Source organism: Rufibacter radiotolerans (genome assembly GCF_001078055.1).
Classification (GTDB): domain Bacteria; phylum Bacteroidota; class Bacteroidia; order Cytophagales; family Hymenobacteraceae; genus Nibribacter; species Nibribacter radiotolerans.
Map to the genome: position 1 here is coordinate 1,397,706 of NZ_CP010777.1, position 18,032 is coordinate 1,415,737.

Below are 18,032 nucleotides of genomic sequence, written 5' to 3' on the forward strand. Positions count from 1 at the left end.
TACGGCTGTTATAATAAAAACGGGCTGGAAACGCTAAAAAGACAAGAGCCGTCCATAGAAACGGCCGGCTCTTGTCTTTAGGTGTGTTATTTTCGCTTACGCTTTGGCGTAGGTCACAGATTTTACTGCTTCAATCACCCGCTGCACGTTAGGCAAAGAAGCCTCAATCAAAGTAGGGGCGTAAGGAAGCGGAACGTCGCGGCAGGTAACGCGTTTTACCGGGGCATCTAGGTAATCAAAGGCGTTGTGCTGCACATGGAAGGCTATCTCAGAAGAGATAGAGGCCAGCGGCCACGCTTCTTCCACCACCACCAGGCGGTTAGTGCGCTTCACAGATTCCAAAATGGCATTATAGTCTATAGGACGAACAGAACGCAGGTCAATCACCTCCGCCTCCACGCCTTCTTTGGCTAACTCTTCGGCGGCCTGCAAGGCTATTTTCATCATCTTCCCGAAGGAAACGATGGTTACGTCTTTCCCGGCGCGCTTGGTATCGGCTACGCCTATGGGAATAAGGTACTCTTCCTCAGGAACTTCGCCTTTGTCACCGTACATGAGCTCAGACTCCATGAAGATCACCGGGTCATTGTCACGGATAGCAGATTTCAACAGGCCTTTGGCATCATACGGGTTAGAAGGAACTACTACTTTAAGGCCCGGGGTGTTGGCAAACCAGTTTTCAAAGTTCTGGGAGTGCTGAGAAGACAGCATACCGGCGTTACCGGTTGGTCCTCTGAACACCATAGGGGCAGAGTACTGTCCGCCTGACATAGACATGATCTTGGCGGCAGAGTTGATCACCTGGTCAATGGCTACCAAAGAGAAGTTGAACGTCATGAACTCAATGATGGGGCGAAGGCCGTTAATGGCAGCACCCACACCAATACCGGCAAAGCCAAGCTCGGCAATAGGCGTGTCAATCACGCGCTCGGGGCCAAACTCATCCAGCATGCCCTGGCTCACTTTGTAGGCACCGTTGTATTCGGCAACTTCCTCGCCCATCAGGAACACCTTTGGGTCGCGGCGCATTTCTTCGCTCATTGCCTCACGCAATGCCTCTCTGAATTGTATGGTTCGCATAATAAGATTTATCTTCGTCTATCTAAGGGGTAAAATTAAGACATGCGGCACAAATAAAAAAACGCATCTGGCTTTGCGGGCAAGTATGTGCCAAGGCAGGCCGTTTTAGGCCTGTTTTTGGGAAAATAAGCCCAAAACGGGTTCTATTTAAGGCTTAAGCGCGTTGGCAAAAGCCTCTGATTTGTGATAATTCTTAAACTCCAAGTCGTCTATGGCCTTGGCGGCCAGGGTGGGCTTGGCTTTGATGGCCAGTTTCAGGTGCTCGGTGAGCAAGGGCTCTTTCTGGGTGCGGGCGCCAATCACGGCCATCAGGTAATGGGTGTTAGCATCCTCGGGGAATTCCTGCAACAGCTTCTCCCCGAAGCCGGCGGCGCCCTCATAGTTCTCTTTCAGGAAATACAACAGCATGCGGTTAAACTGGGCGGCGTAACTGGGACCGGCATAGGCCAGGCTACCGGCAGCGTCGTCGTACTGGCCCACGCTCAGTTCCAGCGCGGCTTTGTCGGTGAACACCTGTTGCAGGATGGGCAGCGGGCCGCCAATCCTGACGGCGTAATCATAGGCCTGCAAGGCTTCCAGGGCATCGCCGCGTTGGTGATGGGCCACGGCCAGGTTATAGAATTGCTGGGCGGTGGGCTTGCGGTGGGCGGCGTATTTGAGGTTGAGGGCGGCGCTGGCTAGCAGGGCGCTTTTCACCTTCGGTTTCAATTCTTTCTGGGCCTGCTCATAAAACACCATGCCCAGGTTATTCAAAGACTGCCAGTTCATGTACGTCTCCACCGCCGACTCATAGATTTTCCTTTTCTCGGCCAGAAGCGGGGTGAGCGAGGCTGCGTACTGCATTTCCTCGGCGTTCAGGGCATCGGCGTTGGCCCGGTTCTCTACTATTTTCTTAGAGAGTAGGTAAATCTCGTAGTCGCGGCGCAGGTTGGGTACGTAGTCTACGGTCACTTTGGTGTAGCGCAACACAGGGTACACATACATCTCCAGGTACTCATAGGCGGGAAGTTCCTGCAGTTGCTTCTCCTTTTCTTCAAATGACCCTTGGCCGTTGACAATGTCCAGGATCTGCTGTACCTGGTCTTCCGGCAAGGCCGAGTTCTGCACCCGGCCCAGAAAAGCGTCCCAGTTTTTCTGGATGGTCTTCAAGTTAAATTTTATGTCTGATACTGTGTTATTGTAGACCTCGGTCTCTATTTTCTGCTTGATGAAACGCTCCACGGCCTGGGCCCGGCGGGCAGCCAGGTTGCGTGCGTTGGTCTCGGTGGCGTCTGGGGAGTGGGTGGCCAGGATGCTTATTTTCCTGGTTTTCTGGTTTGACTTGATGAATTCCTCCAGCAACTGCAGGTTGGTGCCGTACCCGTGACGAAGCGTGGCCAGGCCCTGGTCAAAAAATATGGGGAAACTGATGGGGCCCGGGGCCTCATTTTTGAACACCTCGGGCACGTAAGCCGGGGCATGAATGGTCTGGATTAGGTGGGGCGTGGTAAGAATGCCGGGGGCCAATACCTTGGCCTTGGTATATTTTTTCCGACCTTTGGCATCAGAAACCACGCCCTGCGCCATGAGATTGCCCGTGATTTTTGAAGGGGTATAAGGGAAGGAGAAGGAACTTTGCATGGTTGGCTTGCCGTCTTCATAGAGGTAATTCCCGAAGTCAAAGCCCAGAGAGCCAACGTGTTCCTCTACGCCTTTGTCTGCCTTGTAGTAGATCCTGATGCCATAGCGGTAGTCTTTGCGCAGCAGGTCACGGGGCAGTTGGGCGCCCACTTCTACCGGTACCTGGTCACCGCGTACAATAAGTACCTGGGGCTGCACGGTTATCTTTTGCCCGCGCTCCGCCTTTCTGGCCATGCGTGACAAGGTACAGCCGGTAGAAAGCAGGAAGAGGCAAAGAATAGCAATAAAATGACAGGTACGCGCAGTAGAAAAAACTGAAGGCATATCTAAATATAATAAGGAGCCGTATACCAACGTTACCAAGTCCAATAACAGACCAACATTGGAATGGGAAAGTTACGGTAGAAATTGTGATTTTATTTATCTTAGACGTTTAACTTTTCAGATTATGAAACAAGTTCAACTTTTCCTGGGAAGCCAAGCCTTTGGGGTATGTACCAAATTAGGGGAGAAATTAGGGTTGGCTACCAGTAGCATTCGCCTTTCGTTTATTTATTTATCCTTCCTAACGTTTGGGTCACCGGTGTTGGTGTACCTGGTACTGGCTTTTTGGCTGAATATCAGAAAACACCTAAGAAGAGAGCGCAGCACCGTCTGGGACATTTAAGCTCTTAAATGTCTTTTTTCCTTTTATAAAGTACTGCCACACTACGCTTTGCGGGTACCAGCCGGTGAGTTGGCTGGTAGGCTTTTTCACGGCATTGGCCTGCCTCTTTCCGTCCCAGTTTTTTTTCTCCTTGAAGAAAGCCCGGTGCGCCCGCCAGATAGCGTTTACTTGCTTGAAATCTCCCTTCACTGAATACTGTCCCGCGGCCACGCCGTCCAGAATCATTCTGGTGTAAAGGATCTTGTTTAACTCTCTAGGCGCCAGGTTCTTGTAGAGTAAAGCCACGCCGTTCCTGAAATTAAGAAACGTTTTTCTGGGGTTTGCCTTGGGCAAGGTGCCGCCGCCCACGTGGTAGACCGTGCTGCCGCCGTGGTAATAGATTTGGTACCCCAGGTTCTGCAGGCGCCAGCAAAGGTCAATCTCCTCCATGTGCGCAAAGAACTCCTTTTCCAGGCCACCGGCTTGCCAATAGGCACTGGCCCTGATGAAAAGACAGGCGCCCGTGGCCCAGAAAACCGGAACCACATCATCATACTGCCCCTGGTCTTCCTCCACTGTATCAAACAGGCGTCCGCGACAGAAGGGGTACCCATAGGCATCTAGGAAGCCTCCGGCCGCACCGGCGTACTCAAAATGGGTGGGCTGCAGAAAAGATTTGATTTTTGGCTGGCATGCGGCAATGGAAGGCTCTCTCTCCAACAGGTCCACCATAGGGGTGAGCCAATTGGGCGTCACCTGCACATCTGAGTTCAGGAGCATATAAAAGGTAGCCTCTACCTGCTGCAGCGCCTGGTTATAACCCTCACAGAACCCGAAGTTCTCGGGTAATTGGATAAGCCGCACCTGTGGGTAATGTTGCCTGAGAAAGGCCACGGAGTCGTCTGAGGAGGCATTGTCGGCCACCACCAGTTGGGCGCCGGCGCTATGCTCCAGCACGCTGGGTAAAAATTGCTCTAACCAACGGCGGCCGTTCCAATTGAGGATGACCACCGCCACTTCTGCCAGACTATAAGCCAAAGTTGCTCAGGTCAAGTCCAGGGATATTGGGCATCATGCCGGCCGTCTGCTTCTTAATTTCCTCTTTTCCGCGTTCGCCAGCCTCGTCCAGGGCTTTGTTCACGGCAGCCACCACTAAATCGGCCAGCATTTCTTTATCTGCGGGGTTCATGAGGGTCTCATCCAACTCTACTTTCAACAGGCGGCGGTCACCGCTGGCGGTGGCTTTCACCATGCCTCCGCCGGCCTCGGCAGAAACAGTGATGTGACGAAGGTTGTCCTGGGCCTCTTTCATTTTGGCCTGCATTTCCTTCACCTTATTCATCATTCCCATCATGTCAAACATAAGCGCTTCTCTTTTTAGGTTTACTGGCATAACGGCAAAAACAGCCCCAGAGATACTTTCAGGAACCAATTCCTTTGCCAAGGCCAAAAGTAACCTATTTAAGGGAAAGTTGACAGGCTGAATAAGGCAGGAAGTGAAGGGGAGAAAATGCAGGATTCCGTTTTAAAGGTGTTTTCAGTAAAACGGACCCAAACCAGGAAGAGCCTTTATGCGTGGAGGCTACCGGAGTAAGGTCACTGTGCCTTTGCTCGTCACCTTTTTCCCGTTCACGTCTGTGGCCTCAAACCGATAAAGGTACGTTTCTGGCGGCGCGGGTTTACCGGCATAAGTACCGTCCCAGCCCAGTTTGGGGTCTTTGCTTTCAAAAACCACCTGGCCCCAGCGGTTGAGTACTTGCAAGTGAAAGCTAGAGGCGAAGGGGGTGCCCACCGCCCGGAAGACATCATTCAGGCCGTCACGGTTGGGGGTGAAGGCCGTTGGGAAGTGGAACTGGAAGCCCTGGTCAAGGGTGGTGATGCTGGAATAGCTTTGGTAGGTACCATCCTGGGAAACAGAGAGCAGGCGATACCTAAGCCGTTGGAAGGTTTTCTGGGGTTGGGCATCCAGGTAACTTTGCCCGGTCACCGTCTGGCTCCAGTACACTTCTCCCTGCTCATTGACCAGTTCCAGCGTCTGCCGGCCCACGCCTGAAGGAAACCCTTCATAGGCGTTCCAATTCAGTTTCACTGCCCCATTTGCCTGCAGCGATGCAGATAAAATTACGGGGCATGCCAAATTGCTGCGCGGCGACACCAACTGGCAGGAATCTGTATAGGCTACCTGATAACACAGAGGGGCGGATTGGTTGCCCGCAGTGGCGTCTACCGCGTTTTGAGGCTGTTTTTCTGAAAACAGGCTTAAAACACCGTTGCCCTGACTTCGGTAGATGGCCTGTTCTCTGAATGTTTCCTGGGCAGGAATGGTGGTTTGGAGCATTACCCTGTTTTGCAGGTCAAAGCTGGTCAGCAGGAAAGGCGCAGCAGGAGCCGTAGAGCCTTTAGTTTCAACCTGCACCGGCAGAGAGGCGCTTTGCGAACTGTTCTGAAGCAGGGCCACTACCTGATACGTATACAATCGGCCGCAGGCTACCTGGGTATCTGTGAAGGCGGTTTGGATGCCGGGCAGGTTCTGGTAGGGTTGGCCGCTACGTAAAATCTGGTAATTGACCACACTGCCGGGGCTTTCATTCACAGACCAGGAAAGTTGATTCTGGCGGTCTCCGGGGGTGACAGTTAAGCTTTGGGCACAGACGGTATTGGAGAAAATATCCTCGCGGCCCGAGCAAATGTTGGTGACCCGCACCCTGAAGCAGCCAGCAGGATTGGTAATAGCCACGGAATGCTGGCTTCTCCCGGCCGGTACATTGGAAAAGGTTTGCACAGCGGTATAAGAGCCGGCAGGCGAGGAGGCGCGTTCCACCACCAGGTCATTGACCCCGCTAGTCTGTAGCTGAATTTGGAGTGAAGAAGTCTGAAGCGTTATTTTTTCCAGAAAGGGGGCAGAGGGAGGGGCGGCGGCCTTTACCGTAAAGGTGCGCGGGCATTGGTTAAAGCCATTGGCCAATTGGGTGACCACGTAAGTACCTGGCGCCGTAAAGATATGCGAGGTCTGTTTGGCCGAGAAATCAAGGCCATCGCGGTTGTCAAAGTCATAGAACTCTGCCACGTTGGTCTGGCCGCTGTTGTCTTTGAAGGTGATCTGTTCTCCCACGCAGAAGGTTTCCACGGGCTGGTTCTGGGGATTGTACGCTAGAAAGCATTGACCGTGCGCCCCAGAAAAGAGCGCCCCGGCTAGCCAGAAAAGCAGAAATCCTCCTAATTTTCTCACGCCAATAATTCCTCAAACGGAAACTCCCTGATAAATCTGATGCTCTTTTCTAGATCGGGCTGCAAGACCCGGTCTTTTTCCAGGGCGGGTACCTGCGTCCGGTAAGCCGCCACCAGTTTCTCCAGCGCCGAAGACGTCTGCAAGGGCCTTCTAAACTCAAGGGCCTGTACGGCGGTCATTAATTCTATCGCCAGAATGCGCTCCACGTTCTGTACCACCTGGTAGGCTTTGGTAGCCCCGTTGGCGCCCATGCTTACGTGGTCTTCCTGCCCGTTAGAAGACACAATAGAGTCCACACTAGCCGGGGTGCACAGCTGTTTGTTCTGGCTCACGATGGAGGCGGCCGTGTACTGCGGAATCATGAACCCGGAGTTGAGGCCCGGCTCCTGGATCAGGAACTGGGGCAGACCCCGTTCCCCGGAAATGAGTTGGTACGTACGGCGCTCCGAGATGCTGCCCCACTCCGCCAGGGCGATGCTCAAGAAGTCCAGCGCCAGAGCCAGGGGCTGCCCATGGAAATTGCCCCCGGATAGGATCAAATCCTCTTCGGGGAAAACGTTGGGGTTGTCGGTGACGGAATTTACCTCGGTGGTGAAAACCTTCTCGGCGTATTCCAGGGCATCCAGGCTGGCGCCGTGCACCTGGGGCACGCACCGGAACGAATAAGGGTCCTGTACCTGGGCTTTAGGCTGCTGCTGGAGTTGGCTGCCGGCCAAAATCTGCAAAACCCTGGCGGCGATCTTCACCTGCCCGCCGTGCGGCCGGATGCGGTGGATCTCGGGGGAGAACGGGGCCTGCAAGCCGTCAAAGGCCTCCAGCGAAAGGGCTGCCAGGAAATCGGCGGCCAGGGAGACTTGCCGGGCCCTAAGGCAGATAATGGCTCCGTACGCTGACATCAATTGGGTTCCGTTCAACAGCGCTAATCCTTCCTTGGCCTGCAGTTTGATGGGCTCCCAACTGAAGATATCCAGCACCTCATGGCCCTGCAATTTAAAGTCCTGGAACCGCACTTCGCCTAAACCAATGAGCGGCAGGCAAAGATGGGCCAAAGGAGCCAGATCGCCGCTGGCACCCAAAGAACCCTGCTGGTAGACCACTGGAAAGATATCGCGGTTAAAGAAAGTAAGCAGCCTTTGCAGGGTGGTCAGTTGCACCCCACTGTGCCCGTAGGCCAGGGATTGCGCCTTTAAAAACAGCATCAGCCTCACTACTTCCTGCGGGACCTCGTCGCCGGTGCCACAGGCATGCGACATCATAAGGTTGCGCTGCAGCGTCTCCAAATTCTCATTAGAGATGGTGGTGTTGCAAAGCGCGCCAAAGCCCGTGTTTATGCCATAGACCGGCTTTTGCGCAGCTTTCAAGTGCTGGTGCAAAAACGTATGCGCCCGCACCACCAGTTGTTCGGCCTCTTCAGAAAGGGCCAGTTGCGTGGAGCCCTGCAGCACCTGTTTTATCTGTGCAAGGGAAAGGGGCTGGGGAGAAATTAGGTGCTGCTGGGCCATTTTATGCGGTTGCGTTAGGGGATAACGTTTGAAGGATCTGCTCTAAGCTAAGGCTTTGCTGCTCGCCGGTGCGCATGTTGCGCAAATTCAGCAATCCGCTGGCCATTTCCTCAGAGCCAATCAACACCACATACGGGATCTGTTTCTGGTCTGCGTAGGCCATTTGCTTTTTTAGCTTAGTTGAATCTGGGTATAGCTCCGTAGAGATGTCAGCCGCCCGCAATTGTTGCAATACCGGCAGGGCGTACCGCATGGAGACCTCGTCAAAGTTAGCGATCAGTACTTGCGTAATGGTCTGGCTTTCCTGCGGGAACAGGTTAAGCTCTTCCAGCACATCAAAGATGCGGTCTACCCCAAAGGAGAAACCAACGCCCGAAACGCCTGGCAAGCCAAACATTCCGGTCAGGTTATCATACCGGCCACCGCCACTGATGCTGCCCATCTGCACGTTGTTGACTTTTACCTCAAAGATACAGCCGGTGTAATAGGAGAGTCCCCGGGCCAAGGTCACGTCAAGTTCAATTTTGGCGTTACGGAGCTGAAAGCTTTCCAGGAATGTCAGCATCTGCCGGATGTCCTGCACCCCGCGCTGGCCTTCCTCGGAGCCTACCATCAAACGGTCCAGCTGCGGAAGCAGGTCCACTACGTTTCCGGTAAGACCCAGGATGGGCTGGAGCTGGGTGATAGCTTCTTCCGTGATTCCTTTTTGGCGGAGTTCCTCGTTCACGGCTTCCTGGCCCACCTTGTCCAGCTTGTCAATGGCCACGCACAGATCCGCTTCACGGCCATTGGCACCAATCACTTCGGCCATGCCGGCCAGCAATCCGCGGTGGTTAAACTTGATGGTAAAATCGTCCAGCCCTAAGGTGCTCAGCACCTCGTCCATCATGAGAATAATCTCGGCTTCGCAGAGCAAGGAATTGGTGCCCACCACATCGGCATCGCACTGGTAAAACTCCCGATACCGTCCCCGTTGGGGGCGGTCGGCGCGCCATACGGGCTGGATCTGGTAACGCTTAAACGGGAAGGCAATCTCATTGCGGTTCATGACCACGTAGCGCGCAAAAGGCACTGTGAGATCATAGCGCAGGGCTTTCTCCGCTATTCTGCGGGTAAGCGGCTTATAGCCGGCTTCCAGGTCCGGGGCAGTGACCTTGCTCAGGAAATCGCCGGAGTTCAGGATCTTGAAGATAAGCTGATCTCCCTCATCACCGTACTTGCCGGTGAGCACTGACAGGTTCTCCATGGCTGGGGTTTCCAGCGGAAGGAACCCAAATTTCTCAAAGGTGCGCTTGATGACGGAAAAAATATGGTTGCGTTTCACCACCGTGGCCGGCCCGAAATCACGGGTGCCCTTGGGGATGGAAGGTTTGTCTTTGCTCATAGGTTTTAATCTGAACCGCGAAGATAGCAAATTCAGCCATGCGAAAGGTCGCCCCACCTATAGCCTTCCATTCCTGTTTTAGGCCTGTTTTGAGAAAAACGGCTTAAAAACGCCCGGAATGGAAAATGACCAGGAAAGAAACAACTTTTGAATGCACAGAACCAGGAATTACCCTTTAAGATTAGAAACGGAGTCAGAAGGGAAATCTTCTTCCTTCTTAGGCGCAAACAGCAGCAAGGAAATTACAAAGGAGAACAGTAAAACCCCGTCCCGTCGCTGGAAGATTGATTCTGTGATGCAGCAGAGCCCCATGGTAAGCACCATACAGAAAAGGAGGTAGTTGTTCTGTCGGAACGCGTACACCAGGATGCCAAACAGCATGGAAAAGAAGAAAACCATACCCGGGAAACCCAAGGCCACCCCGGTATCCAGGAACTGGTTGTGGGCATTCAATTCCAGGTCCAGTCCCTCTTTGAACTGCAATTCTTTGTAGGCCGCCATTAACGCATTCTGACGGTCACCCACGCCCACACCCGTGAAGGGGTGTTCCTGGATGAGATCTCCTGCTATGCTCCAGACCAAGGCCCTTTCAGACACCCCGGCCTTACTGCTCAGTTTGATTCTGAGGTAGCTGACATTCTCATACAACACAAAGCCCAGCCCGAAGGTAAACAACAGTACCGCGGCAATAATGGGGTATTTTCTGGCTTCCATGGCCGTATACACTCCCGCCAAGGAGATAACCAGCACTGTGGCCACCAAAGCCGTTCTGGACGCCAGAAGCGCCTGGAACGCCAGAAAGAAAAAACATAAGCCCAGATACAACAGCATTCTTTTCCGGTTGGCCTGCCAGAGGAAAGTGTAGAGGTAGTAGGAACCTATGATCAGGCAAACGCCTACGTACAAGCTGAAAAAGGGGGCATGGAAGCCTATATTTTGGGGCAGGAAATACGAAATATAGGTCCAGTCTACCACCTTCCAGAGACTGGGTTCAGAGAAGATCTGGGCATGCCCGGGAAATTTCAGGAGGTAACTTTGTCCAACCACTATCAGCGAATACAGACATAGCAAAAAACAGCTGAGCAGGAACAGGTGGAGCGCCACTTTAACTTGACGCCTGGTCAATTGCCTGTAATAGATGAGGGGTAGTAAGGGCAGGGTAATTTGCAAGAGCGCAAACCTAAGACCCGCATTCAAATCCTGGCTCCAGAGAACAGATAGCAGGCAGAAAAGGTAATAGGCACTGATAAACCAGAAGATCGGATTTTTATAAATGGTTTTTACCGGCACGCCTTTCCCCAGAAATTGCTGGTAGAGGAAAACCAGTAAGAGAGCAATAAAAACCGGGGCCTTTAAATTGAATTGCAGGGGTAAGGAGAAGGCATGTAAATAAATGAGATAGGGGATGATACCTGCCTCAGATACAGTATTATTTCTGAGCCGTTGGCTGAAATTCATGGTATTTTTCTAAAACAAACTGTTTTATCTGATCAGAAAACCGCACGCTATTGAACCTGGTCGACTTCTCACAAATAATTGATTTGTCAAAGATAAGATGATTTTTCTCGAATTGGGAAACCGCCTCCTGAATGGCCTGTTTGGTCTGGTGAGGAAAGAATATTCCTGTTTCTGGGGTGACTGTTTCCAGCGCGCCACCTTTCCCGAAGGCTATGACCGGGGTGCCGCAGGCCTGGGCCTCTACCGGGGTAATCCCAAAATCTTCCTCCGCGGCAAAGACAAAAGCCTTGGCCCGCTGCAGGTGATCTTTTAAGACCGGGAAGGGCTGGTACCCCAGTAACTGAATGTTCTTGCCTGCTTTCACTTTTATTTTTTCAAAATCTGGGCCGTCCCCAATCACCACCAGTTTCTTGTCGGGCATGCCGTTGAACGCTTCCACAATCAGGTCTATGCGTTTGTAGGGTACCATACGGGAGGCGGTAAGGTAGAAGTCCTCCTTCTGGGCAACCACGCCAAAATTCTCCACCTCTACCGGCGGATAGATGACGGTAGATTCCCGGCCATAGATTTTCCTTATGCGACGGGCAATGTAGTTTGAATTGGCTATAAAATGGTCTACCCGGTTAGTGGTACTGAGGTCCCAGAGGCGGAACCTGTGAAGAATCACCTTCGCCAGGAAGCCTTTGAGGCCAGTAGTCAATCCAGATTCCCTCAGGTATTGGTGGTAGAGGTCCCAGGCGTAGCGGGCAGGGGAGTGGCAATAGCAGATATGTAACTGATTGGAATGGGTTAGCACACCCTTGGCCACGGCATGGCTGCTGGAGATAACCACGTCAAACCCCGACACGTCCAATTGCTCAATAGCCAGGGGCATCAAAAACAGGTAATTCCTGTAATGGTTTCTGGCAAAAGGAAGGTTTTGTATGAAAGTAGTGGTGACCGGCTTGTGCAGAATATGCTTACGGAGCGAATCTGGCATGAAATCAATCACGCTAAACAAGCTGGCCTCTGGGAAGCTGTGCAGCAGTTGCTCAATTACCCGCTCTGACCCGGAATAATCTACAAACCACTCATGTACAATTGCTACTTTCACAAAGAGAAGTTAAGGATATAGAAAAAAGCAGCCTTTCTAAAGGAGCCTTCCTGTTTTAGTTTACCTGTTTTCCTGGATCCAATAATTCTCTGAAAACAGACAGGTGCGTTTGTGCCGTCCGGTACCAGGAGTAGTTCTTACTTTGGTTATCCCCGGCCTGGATCAAGGTAGATTGGAGCTCTTCGTTGGTCAGGACTGCTTCCATTTGCCTGGCCAACTGCTTCCATTCCTGGGGATCAAAGTACAAGGCGGCCTCTCCGCAGACTTCCCGGATACTGGCAGCAGTGGAGGCTACTACCGGACAACCGCAGGCCATGGCCTCTAAAGGAGGGAGGCCAAACCCTTCATACACCGAAGGAAAAACAAACAAAGATGCGGAATTATACAACAAGGGCAATACTTCATCTGGCACGTACCCCGTAAAAAAAGTATCAGCCTCCAGAGCCAGGTCTTCTTTGAAGGCGTTTGCCAAATCACTGTCAGGGGTTAGAAAACCATCTTTCTTACCTGCAATTACCAATTGATGTTGCTTTCTTAAGACCGGTGGTAAGGTAGCATACGCCTTTAATAAGGTCTTCAGGTTTTTATGCGGTTTCACATTGCCTACAAATAAAATGAAGGAGGGCGGTATAGACGGCAATAGCTCATATAACCTCGCTTTAGTTTCCGCTAAATCTAATTTCTTATAAGTCTCATGATTCAACCCATTCGGGATTACCTGGATGTTTTTTTTAGAAGCGTGCGTGTATCTAAGTATTTCAGACTTTGAAAATGCAGAAACAGTAATCACCCTTTCTGAAAGTTTGACGGCAGCATTCAGAAAGGTAGTAGCAAATACTCTTTGGGCCAGGGAAAGGGTGTGTCTGTAAGCCAGGTGGTAGGTGTCATGGATGGTCACCACCCGGTGGGCCGCCTTGATGGGCAGTAAAGGGATGTTATAGTGTGGGCTCCAGAAAAGATCACACGGCGGAATAGCGGTTTTCAGGGCCCATTGTTCCTTGAGGGAATAAATAGGTGCTTCTAAAGGGAGGATTTTCACTTTCTGGGACCAGGAAAATACCTGTAGCTTAGACGGGTCGCCCAGCAAGGTAACGGTAAACTCCGTAGCCAAATAAGGGAGGATGTTCCTGAGATAGACTCCAATTCCAGAGGCATCTATCATGCGGGCATCAATGACGAGGGAGGGCATGGTTTCTATCTTTAACTGTGAAATTCTGCGCCAGCAATAGGCTGAAGATGACCCAATACAGGATAAAGTTAACCCGGCCTACAAAGGCCGAATTAATGAAGTTGGCCAGGTAGAAATACACGCTGAATGCAATAAAAGAAACGCATAACTCCTTTAGAAACAGGTCTTTGGTAGAATATAGGTTGAGAAGCGCATAGAGGAAACTCAAAAAGTAAAAGGCCAGGAAAAAGATCCCTAACACAAAGCCGTTCTCCAAGAATAGCTGGAACCAATATCCATCGGTGATGATTTTCCGCTCTATGTTTCCACCGGGTCCCTGGGTGCCTATGCCCGCCCCGGCCAGCGGGTGCTTTTGTAAAAATTCAATGGAGTTATTGATTTCCTCAAAATGCTGATTGGTAGAGGAAACGGTGCTGGCCTCAGTGCCGGTGACCCTTTGTACCAAAAAAGAGTCTTTGTAGAAATAACCCACAAAAACAACGGCGGCAAAGGCCAATAAAACCACTAGAAATAATTTAATGATAAACTGAAGCGAGAGTTTTCCATAGTGCAGGAAAAGGATGGTCCCTCCGGCTAGTGCTAAGCCTACCAAAGCAGCCCTGGTATAGGTAAGGAAATTGGCGGCGGCAGCAATAGCCATCCAAATCAGATATAGCTTCCCCCTGGTGTGCAGATACCTAATCAGGAAAAAGGAAAATAGAATGATGGTGAAACTGGAGAAAATGATGGTATTCCCCAATAGGGCGGTAGGCCTCACCAAAGATTTATTGAAGAACGTGAAAACCCCTTCCCCCCGTAAGGCCAACATGGACAAGGGCAATTCCGCAGAAAAAGTGAATTGAAAAATGGCAAACAGGCAAAGCAATATGCCCAGCCACAACAAAAGGTTGATGAGGGAACGGCTGTGTTCTTCTTTTTTAAAGACCAAGGGGATGTACAGCAAAAAGGAACAGTATATCAGGTTGTTTCTGATACCTAATAATTTTTCGCTCAAGGGGTTAGAGTCTACTAATGCAAGCTTTAAAATAGAGGTTACTAAAAGGAAAAGCCAGATACAGGCAAAAATAAAATAGTCCCTTTTAACGCTTGCCCCGTTATAATACCCCCAAATGACCACCAATATAAAATGGCCCAGCATGAATAAAATCAAAGTATCCACGGCCAGGGTACTCAGGCTAAGAGACCTGAAGGATAAGAAATTGGTAATAAACCCACTGAATAGCAGAAAGGTAAGCAGTAGAGCAACCACAGTAAAGGAGACCGAAAGCCTGGCACTTATTCTCATCCTTTCTGTGGGTTGACCATGAGTTTGAGTACCTGAAAGGCCTTGCCAAAATCCCGCCTAAGGAGGCGTAAAACCGAAGAGGCCGCTAGCAATGAATAGAGCTGCAGACGCCGCTGGGGGTAATAGCTGGTAAAATAAATGATCTTGCTGCGGATGCCATGATAATCTGCCAGAGCACTTTTCTTGCCCCCGGAAGAGCTTGACCCGGCAGCCTTACCTTCTTTATGGTACACGCGGCATTGCCAAACGTAGCCCAAGCCATAGCCTTTCGCCTTGCCCCGGGTGGCCCAGTCTAGTTCCTCAAAATATAGAAAATAGGCCTGGTTCAACAATCCAACCTCCTGTAGAAATTCCCTACTCACAAACAAAGAGGCTCCCACCACATAGTCTTGGTCCAAGGTTTCTGTGTTGAAATTAGGTCCGTCTGGCTGACCTTCCCCTATATGGCTGGTAGAAAGAGTCTTAAGATGAAGCTTTCCGCCAATGGCCTGCAGAGTTTCAGGCTGGTCATAGTATAAAAGCTTGGCGCCCCAAATACCCGTCTTTTGCCCCAAGCTCTGGTTATGCTCTGCACGGGCCACCAAATGTGACAGACTTTCTGGTGCTACTGTGGTATCATTGTTCAAAAGCCAGACATAACCGGGCGAAAAGTGATGCAGCGCATAGGTAATCCCTACATTATTTCCGGACGCGAACCCCAGGTTATTGCCAGACTGTATGGTGGTTATAAAGGCCCGACCAGGACCGGCTTGTAACCAATCTTCCCTTGTGCTAAAGGCAACTTGTGTATGCTCCTGCCCATCTTTAAATCCTTTTTGCGCGAGCAGGGGAGAAATAGAATCTGTGTTGGAAAGCCACTCCTGAATATGGGCTAGGGAATCATCAGTGGATTGGTTGTCCACTACAATAATGTTAAATGGCAGGTACTCCAATTTAAGCAAACTCTCCAGGCACTCAATGGTATCTTTGTACCCATTGTAGTTCAATAGGATAATGCTTACCCAGGGAGTAGAACTTATTCCGTTTTTTATCATTTACCTCAGGCCTTCTTTTTTTGAAAAAGGAGTTCCTTTCCCAAATGCGGTGCTATTAAAAAGTCTTGTAAAGGTAGGGCTGTTTTTCTCTAACATCACGTAAAGCCCCACGGTTATAAACAGCTCCGTTAAAATCACAGAAACGGCCGTGCCGATGGCCAGGAAATAATAACTGAGGGCCAGGTTCAACAACAGGTTGAGCACCGACCCCGCCATTAAAATACGGCTATAAGCTTTTTTATGGTTAAGCGCCAACAGCAATTGATTTGCCGGAATGTTCAGAACTACAATAAAAGGCACAATGCTTAGTACCTTTAATACTGTTGTCACCTTTGCTTGAGGGTAGCCCACAAAAAACAGAGTAATATACTCTGAAAGCGCAAATACCATGACACACCCCACCAAAACCATAAGCGAAAACGGAATATGGACTTTCCGGATAAAAGCCCTTATGTCGGCTTTAACCTGTAAAACTAATCGGCAAATGTGCGGATAGATGGCCTGGAAATAAACCACCAATACCTGCCGTACAATGTTGATGACGCTTTCGGCAATGCTGTAGAAACCCACTATCTCTTTTGAGGCGAATAACCCCAGAATAACAATGTTAGATTTAATATAAAGCGTTACAGAGAAATTAGAGATGAAAATGTGCCAGCCTTCCTTTAACTGAAAAACGATATTAGCCCATTTGCTGAACCGGAACGTGAGGTGGTACCGGCGCTGCGCCACCACCAGACTGGCAATGCCCGCCACTATAAATCCACAGCCATACAAAAGGTTAACGTACACATAATCCTGCTGTTCCTTCACCAGGAGCAAAATTAGCACCAGGGTGACCACCTTAGACAGCGCATTAATAAAGCTAATGTACTTCATTTCCTCCATGCCCTGGAACAGCCACACCGAGAACAAAGACTGACCAACCACCATGCTATAGCTCAAGAGGTAGAAATATACCGTTTCCGAGTGTTTTGATAAAAGGAGAACTAATGCTAAAAAGAGCAGAAAGCCTGCTCCCAGCAAAAAGGCTTTGGTAGAAAGGGTGTCACAGTATATCTGCACTATTTTACTTCGGTTGCCTTTGTTCAGCGTAATCTCCCGGGTGGTACTTAGGTTAAAACCGTAGTCATTGAGGGTGACAAAATACGTGATCAGGGCCTGGGAGAAAGAGATCAAACCGAAGTGGTTGATGCCCACCACCCGTACCAGATAGGGGGTAAGGAATAAGGGGAACAGAAAATTAAGCACCTGTATAGAGCCAAGCGATACAAAATTTTTGACGATCCTGTTTTTCAGGAGACCAGAATTGAGTAGTTGCTGCTGTATAGCTGTCTTAATTTTCCGGATCAACGTGATAGCATTGGGTAGAAGGGGGATAAAGTTACGTAAATTTTGATTGGATACCCTTTTAGGCCCTTTTGCCTTGAACCAACGCCTTGTAAACAAGTAAGGAAAGAGTATCTGTGAGCACTTGAAAGGCAGGATTGCAAGGCACACGCTTTTTAAGCAGGATTTTATAGCTTTGTAGAGAGAAATTGGTTTCCAAGAAACTATACTAGAACAGAAATGCCTGAGACGAAGTCTACTGACGAAATTGATTTAAGAGACGTTTGGAGAAAGCTAAAATCGCTTTTCTCAGGTCTTTTTGAGTTCATTGCCGGCATTTTTAGGCTGCTTTTGAAAAAATGGGCCTATTTCCTGGCCATAACCTCCTTGGGCGCCGCCTTGGCGTATGGGGTTTATTTATATACCAGACCCTATTACGGGTATTCTATGACTGTGCTTTTATCTGACATCAGGAATGATCTGATAAAGGATCTGGTTGGGAATCTTTCCTTAATGGTAAATGAAAAGAACCATAAGGAACTGGCAAAGCAGTTGCAGGTTAGCCTGGAGGATGCTGAGAAAATGAAATCCATCCAGTACAGGGATCTAGATCAGGAGGAAGTTGCTGAGGACAGCGTTTTGGTGAGTGCACCCTTTGCCGTGGACGTGGAGCTGTATAGCAAAAGCATTCAGAACACCGTTGAAGCCGGAATTCTACATTACCTGGAAACCAACCAATACTTCGCTAAGCAAAAGCAGATTAAAAAGGAGCACTTAGAAAGCCTGGTGGCTAAACTCAAGAAAGATATTGCCTCCATAGACAGCACCAAAGAAGTTGCGGCCTCTCTAAGGGGGCCTGCTAACGGATTTGTGTACGGAGAACCCCTGGACCCCACAGACCTTTACAAGGAAAGCGTGGTCATGTATGAACGCTTAACGTTCTTAGAAGCTAACCTGAAACGATTGGAGAACTTTGATGTGATCTCTGGTTTTGCCCCCAAGCTGGGCCCTACAGGTCCTAACCTGAAAAAGTATCTGTTGATTGGCGCGCTTTCCTCCTTTTTGCTGGGATTGGTGTTTGCTCTCTACCGTGAAAGAAAATCCGCATCCGTTTCCAACGCCCGTTTTTAAGCCGTTTTCGTGAAAACAGGTCCAAAACAGGAAAGGCAGCTCTCAGAGCTGC

General features: G+C 50.2%; 15 protein-coding genes. 2 read left to right on the plus strand and 13 right to left on the minus strand.

From position 1 onward, the window contains the following. Positions 1-96: 96 nt before the first annotated feature. A complete protein-coding gene (locus TH63_RS05825; protein ID WP_048920125.1) occupies positions 97-1,080 on the minus strand; it encodes a pyruvate dehydrogenase complex E1 component subunit beta in 984 nt (327 codons plus the stop codon). A gap of 147 nt (positions 1,081-1,227) precedes the next feature. Next, positions 1,228-3,024 (minus strand): hypothetical protein, encoded by a 1,797-nt coding sequence (locus TH63_RS05830; RefSeq protein WP_156180419.1) that lies wholly within the window; start codon positions 3,022-3,024, stop codon positions 1,228-1,230. 124 nt (positions 3,025-3,148) lie between these two features. Here TH63_RS05830 and TH63_RS20490 point away from each other — a divergent pair, with 124 nt between their 5' ends. Next, entirely contained in the window at positions 3,149-3,367 is a 219-nt protein-coding gene (locus TH63_RS20490; protein ID WP_048920127.1) for a PspC domain-containing protein, read from the plus strand. Here TH63_RS20490 and TH63_RS05840 read toward each other — a convergent pair. The 11 genes from TH63_RS05840 to TH63_RS05890 form a co-directional block, all read right to left on the minus strand. Further along, positions 3,332-4,384, minus strand: a complete 1,053-nt coding sequence (locus tag TH63_RS05840) for a glycosyltransferase family 2 protein (protein ID WP_231583553.1) — start codon at positions 4,382-4,384, stop codon at positions 3,332-3,334. The two genes, TH63_RS20490 and TH63_RS05840, sit on opposite strands and share 36 nt — an antisense overlap. After that, complete coding sequence (locus TH63_RS05845) at positions 4,374-4,709, minus strand: YbaB/EbfC family nucleoid-associated protein (protein WP_048922614.1); 336 nt, start codon at positions 4,707-4,709, stop codon at positions 4,374-4,376. The genes TH63_RS05840 and TH63_RS05845 overlap by 11 nt, the downstream gene beginning before the upstream one ends. A 219-nt stretch (positions 4,710-4,928) precedes the next feature. Further along, positions 4,929-6,575, minus strand: a complete 1,647-nt coding sequence (locus TH63_RS05850) for a T9SS type B sorting domain-containing protein (protein ID WP_156180421.1) — start codon at positions 6,573-6,575, stop codon at positions 4,929-4,931. Next, positions 6,572-8,077 (minus strand): histidine ammonia-lyase, encoded by a 1,506-nt coding sequence (gene hutH / locus TH63_RS05855; protein WP_048920129.1) that lies wholly within the window; start codon positions 8,075-8,077, stop codon positions 6,572-6,574. The genes TH63_RS05850 and hutH overlap by 4 nt, the downstream gene beginning before the upstream one ends. A gap of 1 nt (position 8,078) precedes the next feature. Beyond that, positions 8,079-9,461 carry a histidine--tRNA ligase gene (gene hisS / locus TH63_RS05860; RefSeq protein ID WP_048920130.1) on the minus strand — a complete coding sequence of 461 codons (1,383 nt, stop codon included), beginning with the start codon at positions 9,459-9,461 and terminating at the stop codon, positions 8,079-8,081. A 168-nt stretch (positions 9,462-9,629) separates the two neighbouring features. After that, on the minus strand, positions 9,630-10,919 hold the full coding sequence (locus TH63_RS05865; protein WP_048920131.1) for an O-antigen ligase family protein: 1,290 nt from the start codon (positions 10,917-10,919) through the stop codon (positions 9,630-9,632). Then, entirely contained in the window at positions 10,891-12,012 is a 1,122-nt protein-coding gene (locus TH63_RS05870) for a glycosyltransferase family 4 protein (protein WP_048920132.1), read from the minus strand. Before TH63_RS05870 ends, TH63_RS05865 begins: the two co-directional genes overlap by 29 nt. Positions 12,013-12,067: 55 nt before the next feature. Beyond that, entirely contained in the window at positions 12,068-13,201 is a 1,134-nt protein-coding gene (locus tag TH63_RS05875; RefSeq protein WP_076606411.1) for a glycosyltransferase family 4 protein, read from the minus strand. After that, entirely contained in the window at positions 13,182-14,009 is an 828-nt protein-coding gene (locus TH63_RS20495) for an O-antigen ligase family protein (RefSeq protein ID WP_197088642.1), read from the minus strand. Before TH63_RS20495 ends, TH63_RS05875 begins: the two co-directional genes overlap by 20 nt. A gap of 473 nt (positions 14,010-14,482) precedes the next feature. Beyond that, positions 14,483-15,520 carry a glycosyltransferase family 2 protein gene (locus TH63_RS05885; RefSeq protein WP_048920135.1) on the minus strand — a complete coding sequence of 346 codons (1,038 nt, stop codon included), beginning with the start codon at positions 15,518-15,520 and terminating at the stop codon, positions 14,483-14,485. Continuing rightward, on the minus strand, positions 15,521-17,020 hold the full coding sequence (locus TH63_RS05890) for an oligosaccharide flippase family protein (RefSeq protein WP_082161570.1): 1,500 nt from the start codon (positions 17,018-17,020) through the stop codon (positions 15,521-15,523). 69 nt (positions 17,021-17,089) lie between these two features. Here TH63_RS05890 and TH63_RS05895 point away from each other — a divergent pair, with 69 nt between their 5' ends. Further along, positions 17,090-17,980 (plus strand): YveK family protein, encoded by an 891-nt coding sequence (locus TH63_RS05895; RefSeq protein ID WP_048920137.1) that lies wholly within the window; start codon positions 17,090-17,092, stop codon positions 17,978-17,980. Positions 17,981-18,032 lie beyond the last annotated feature (52 nt).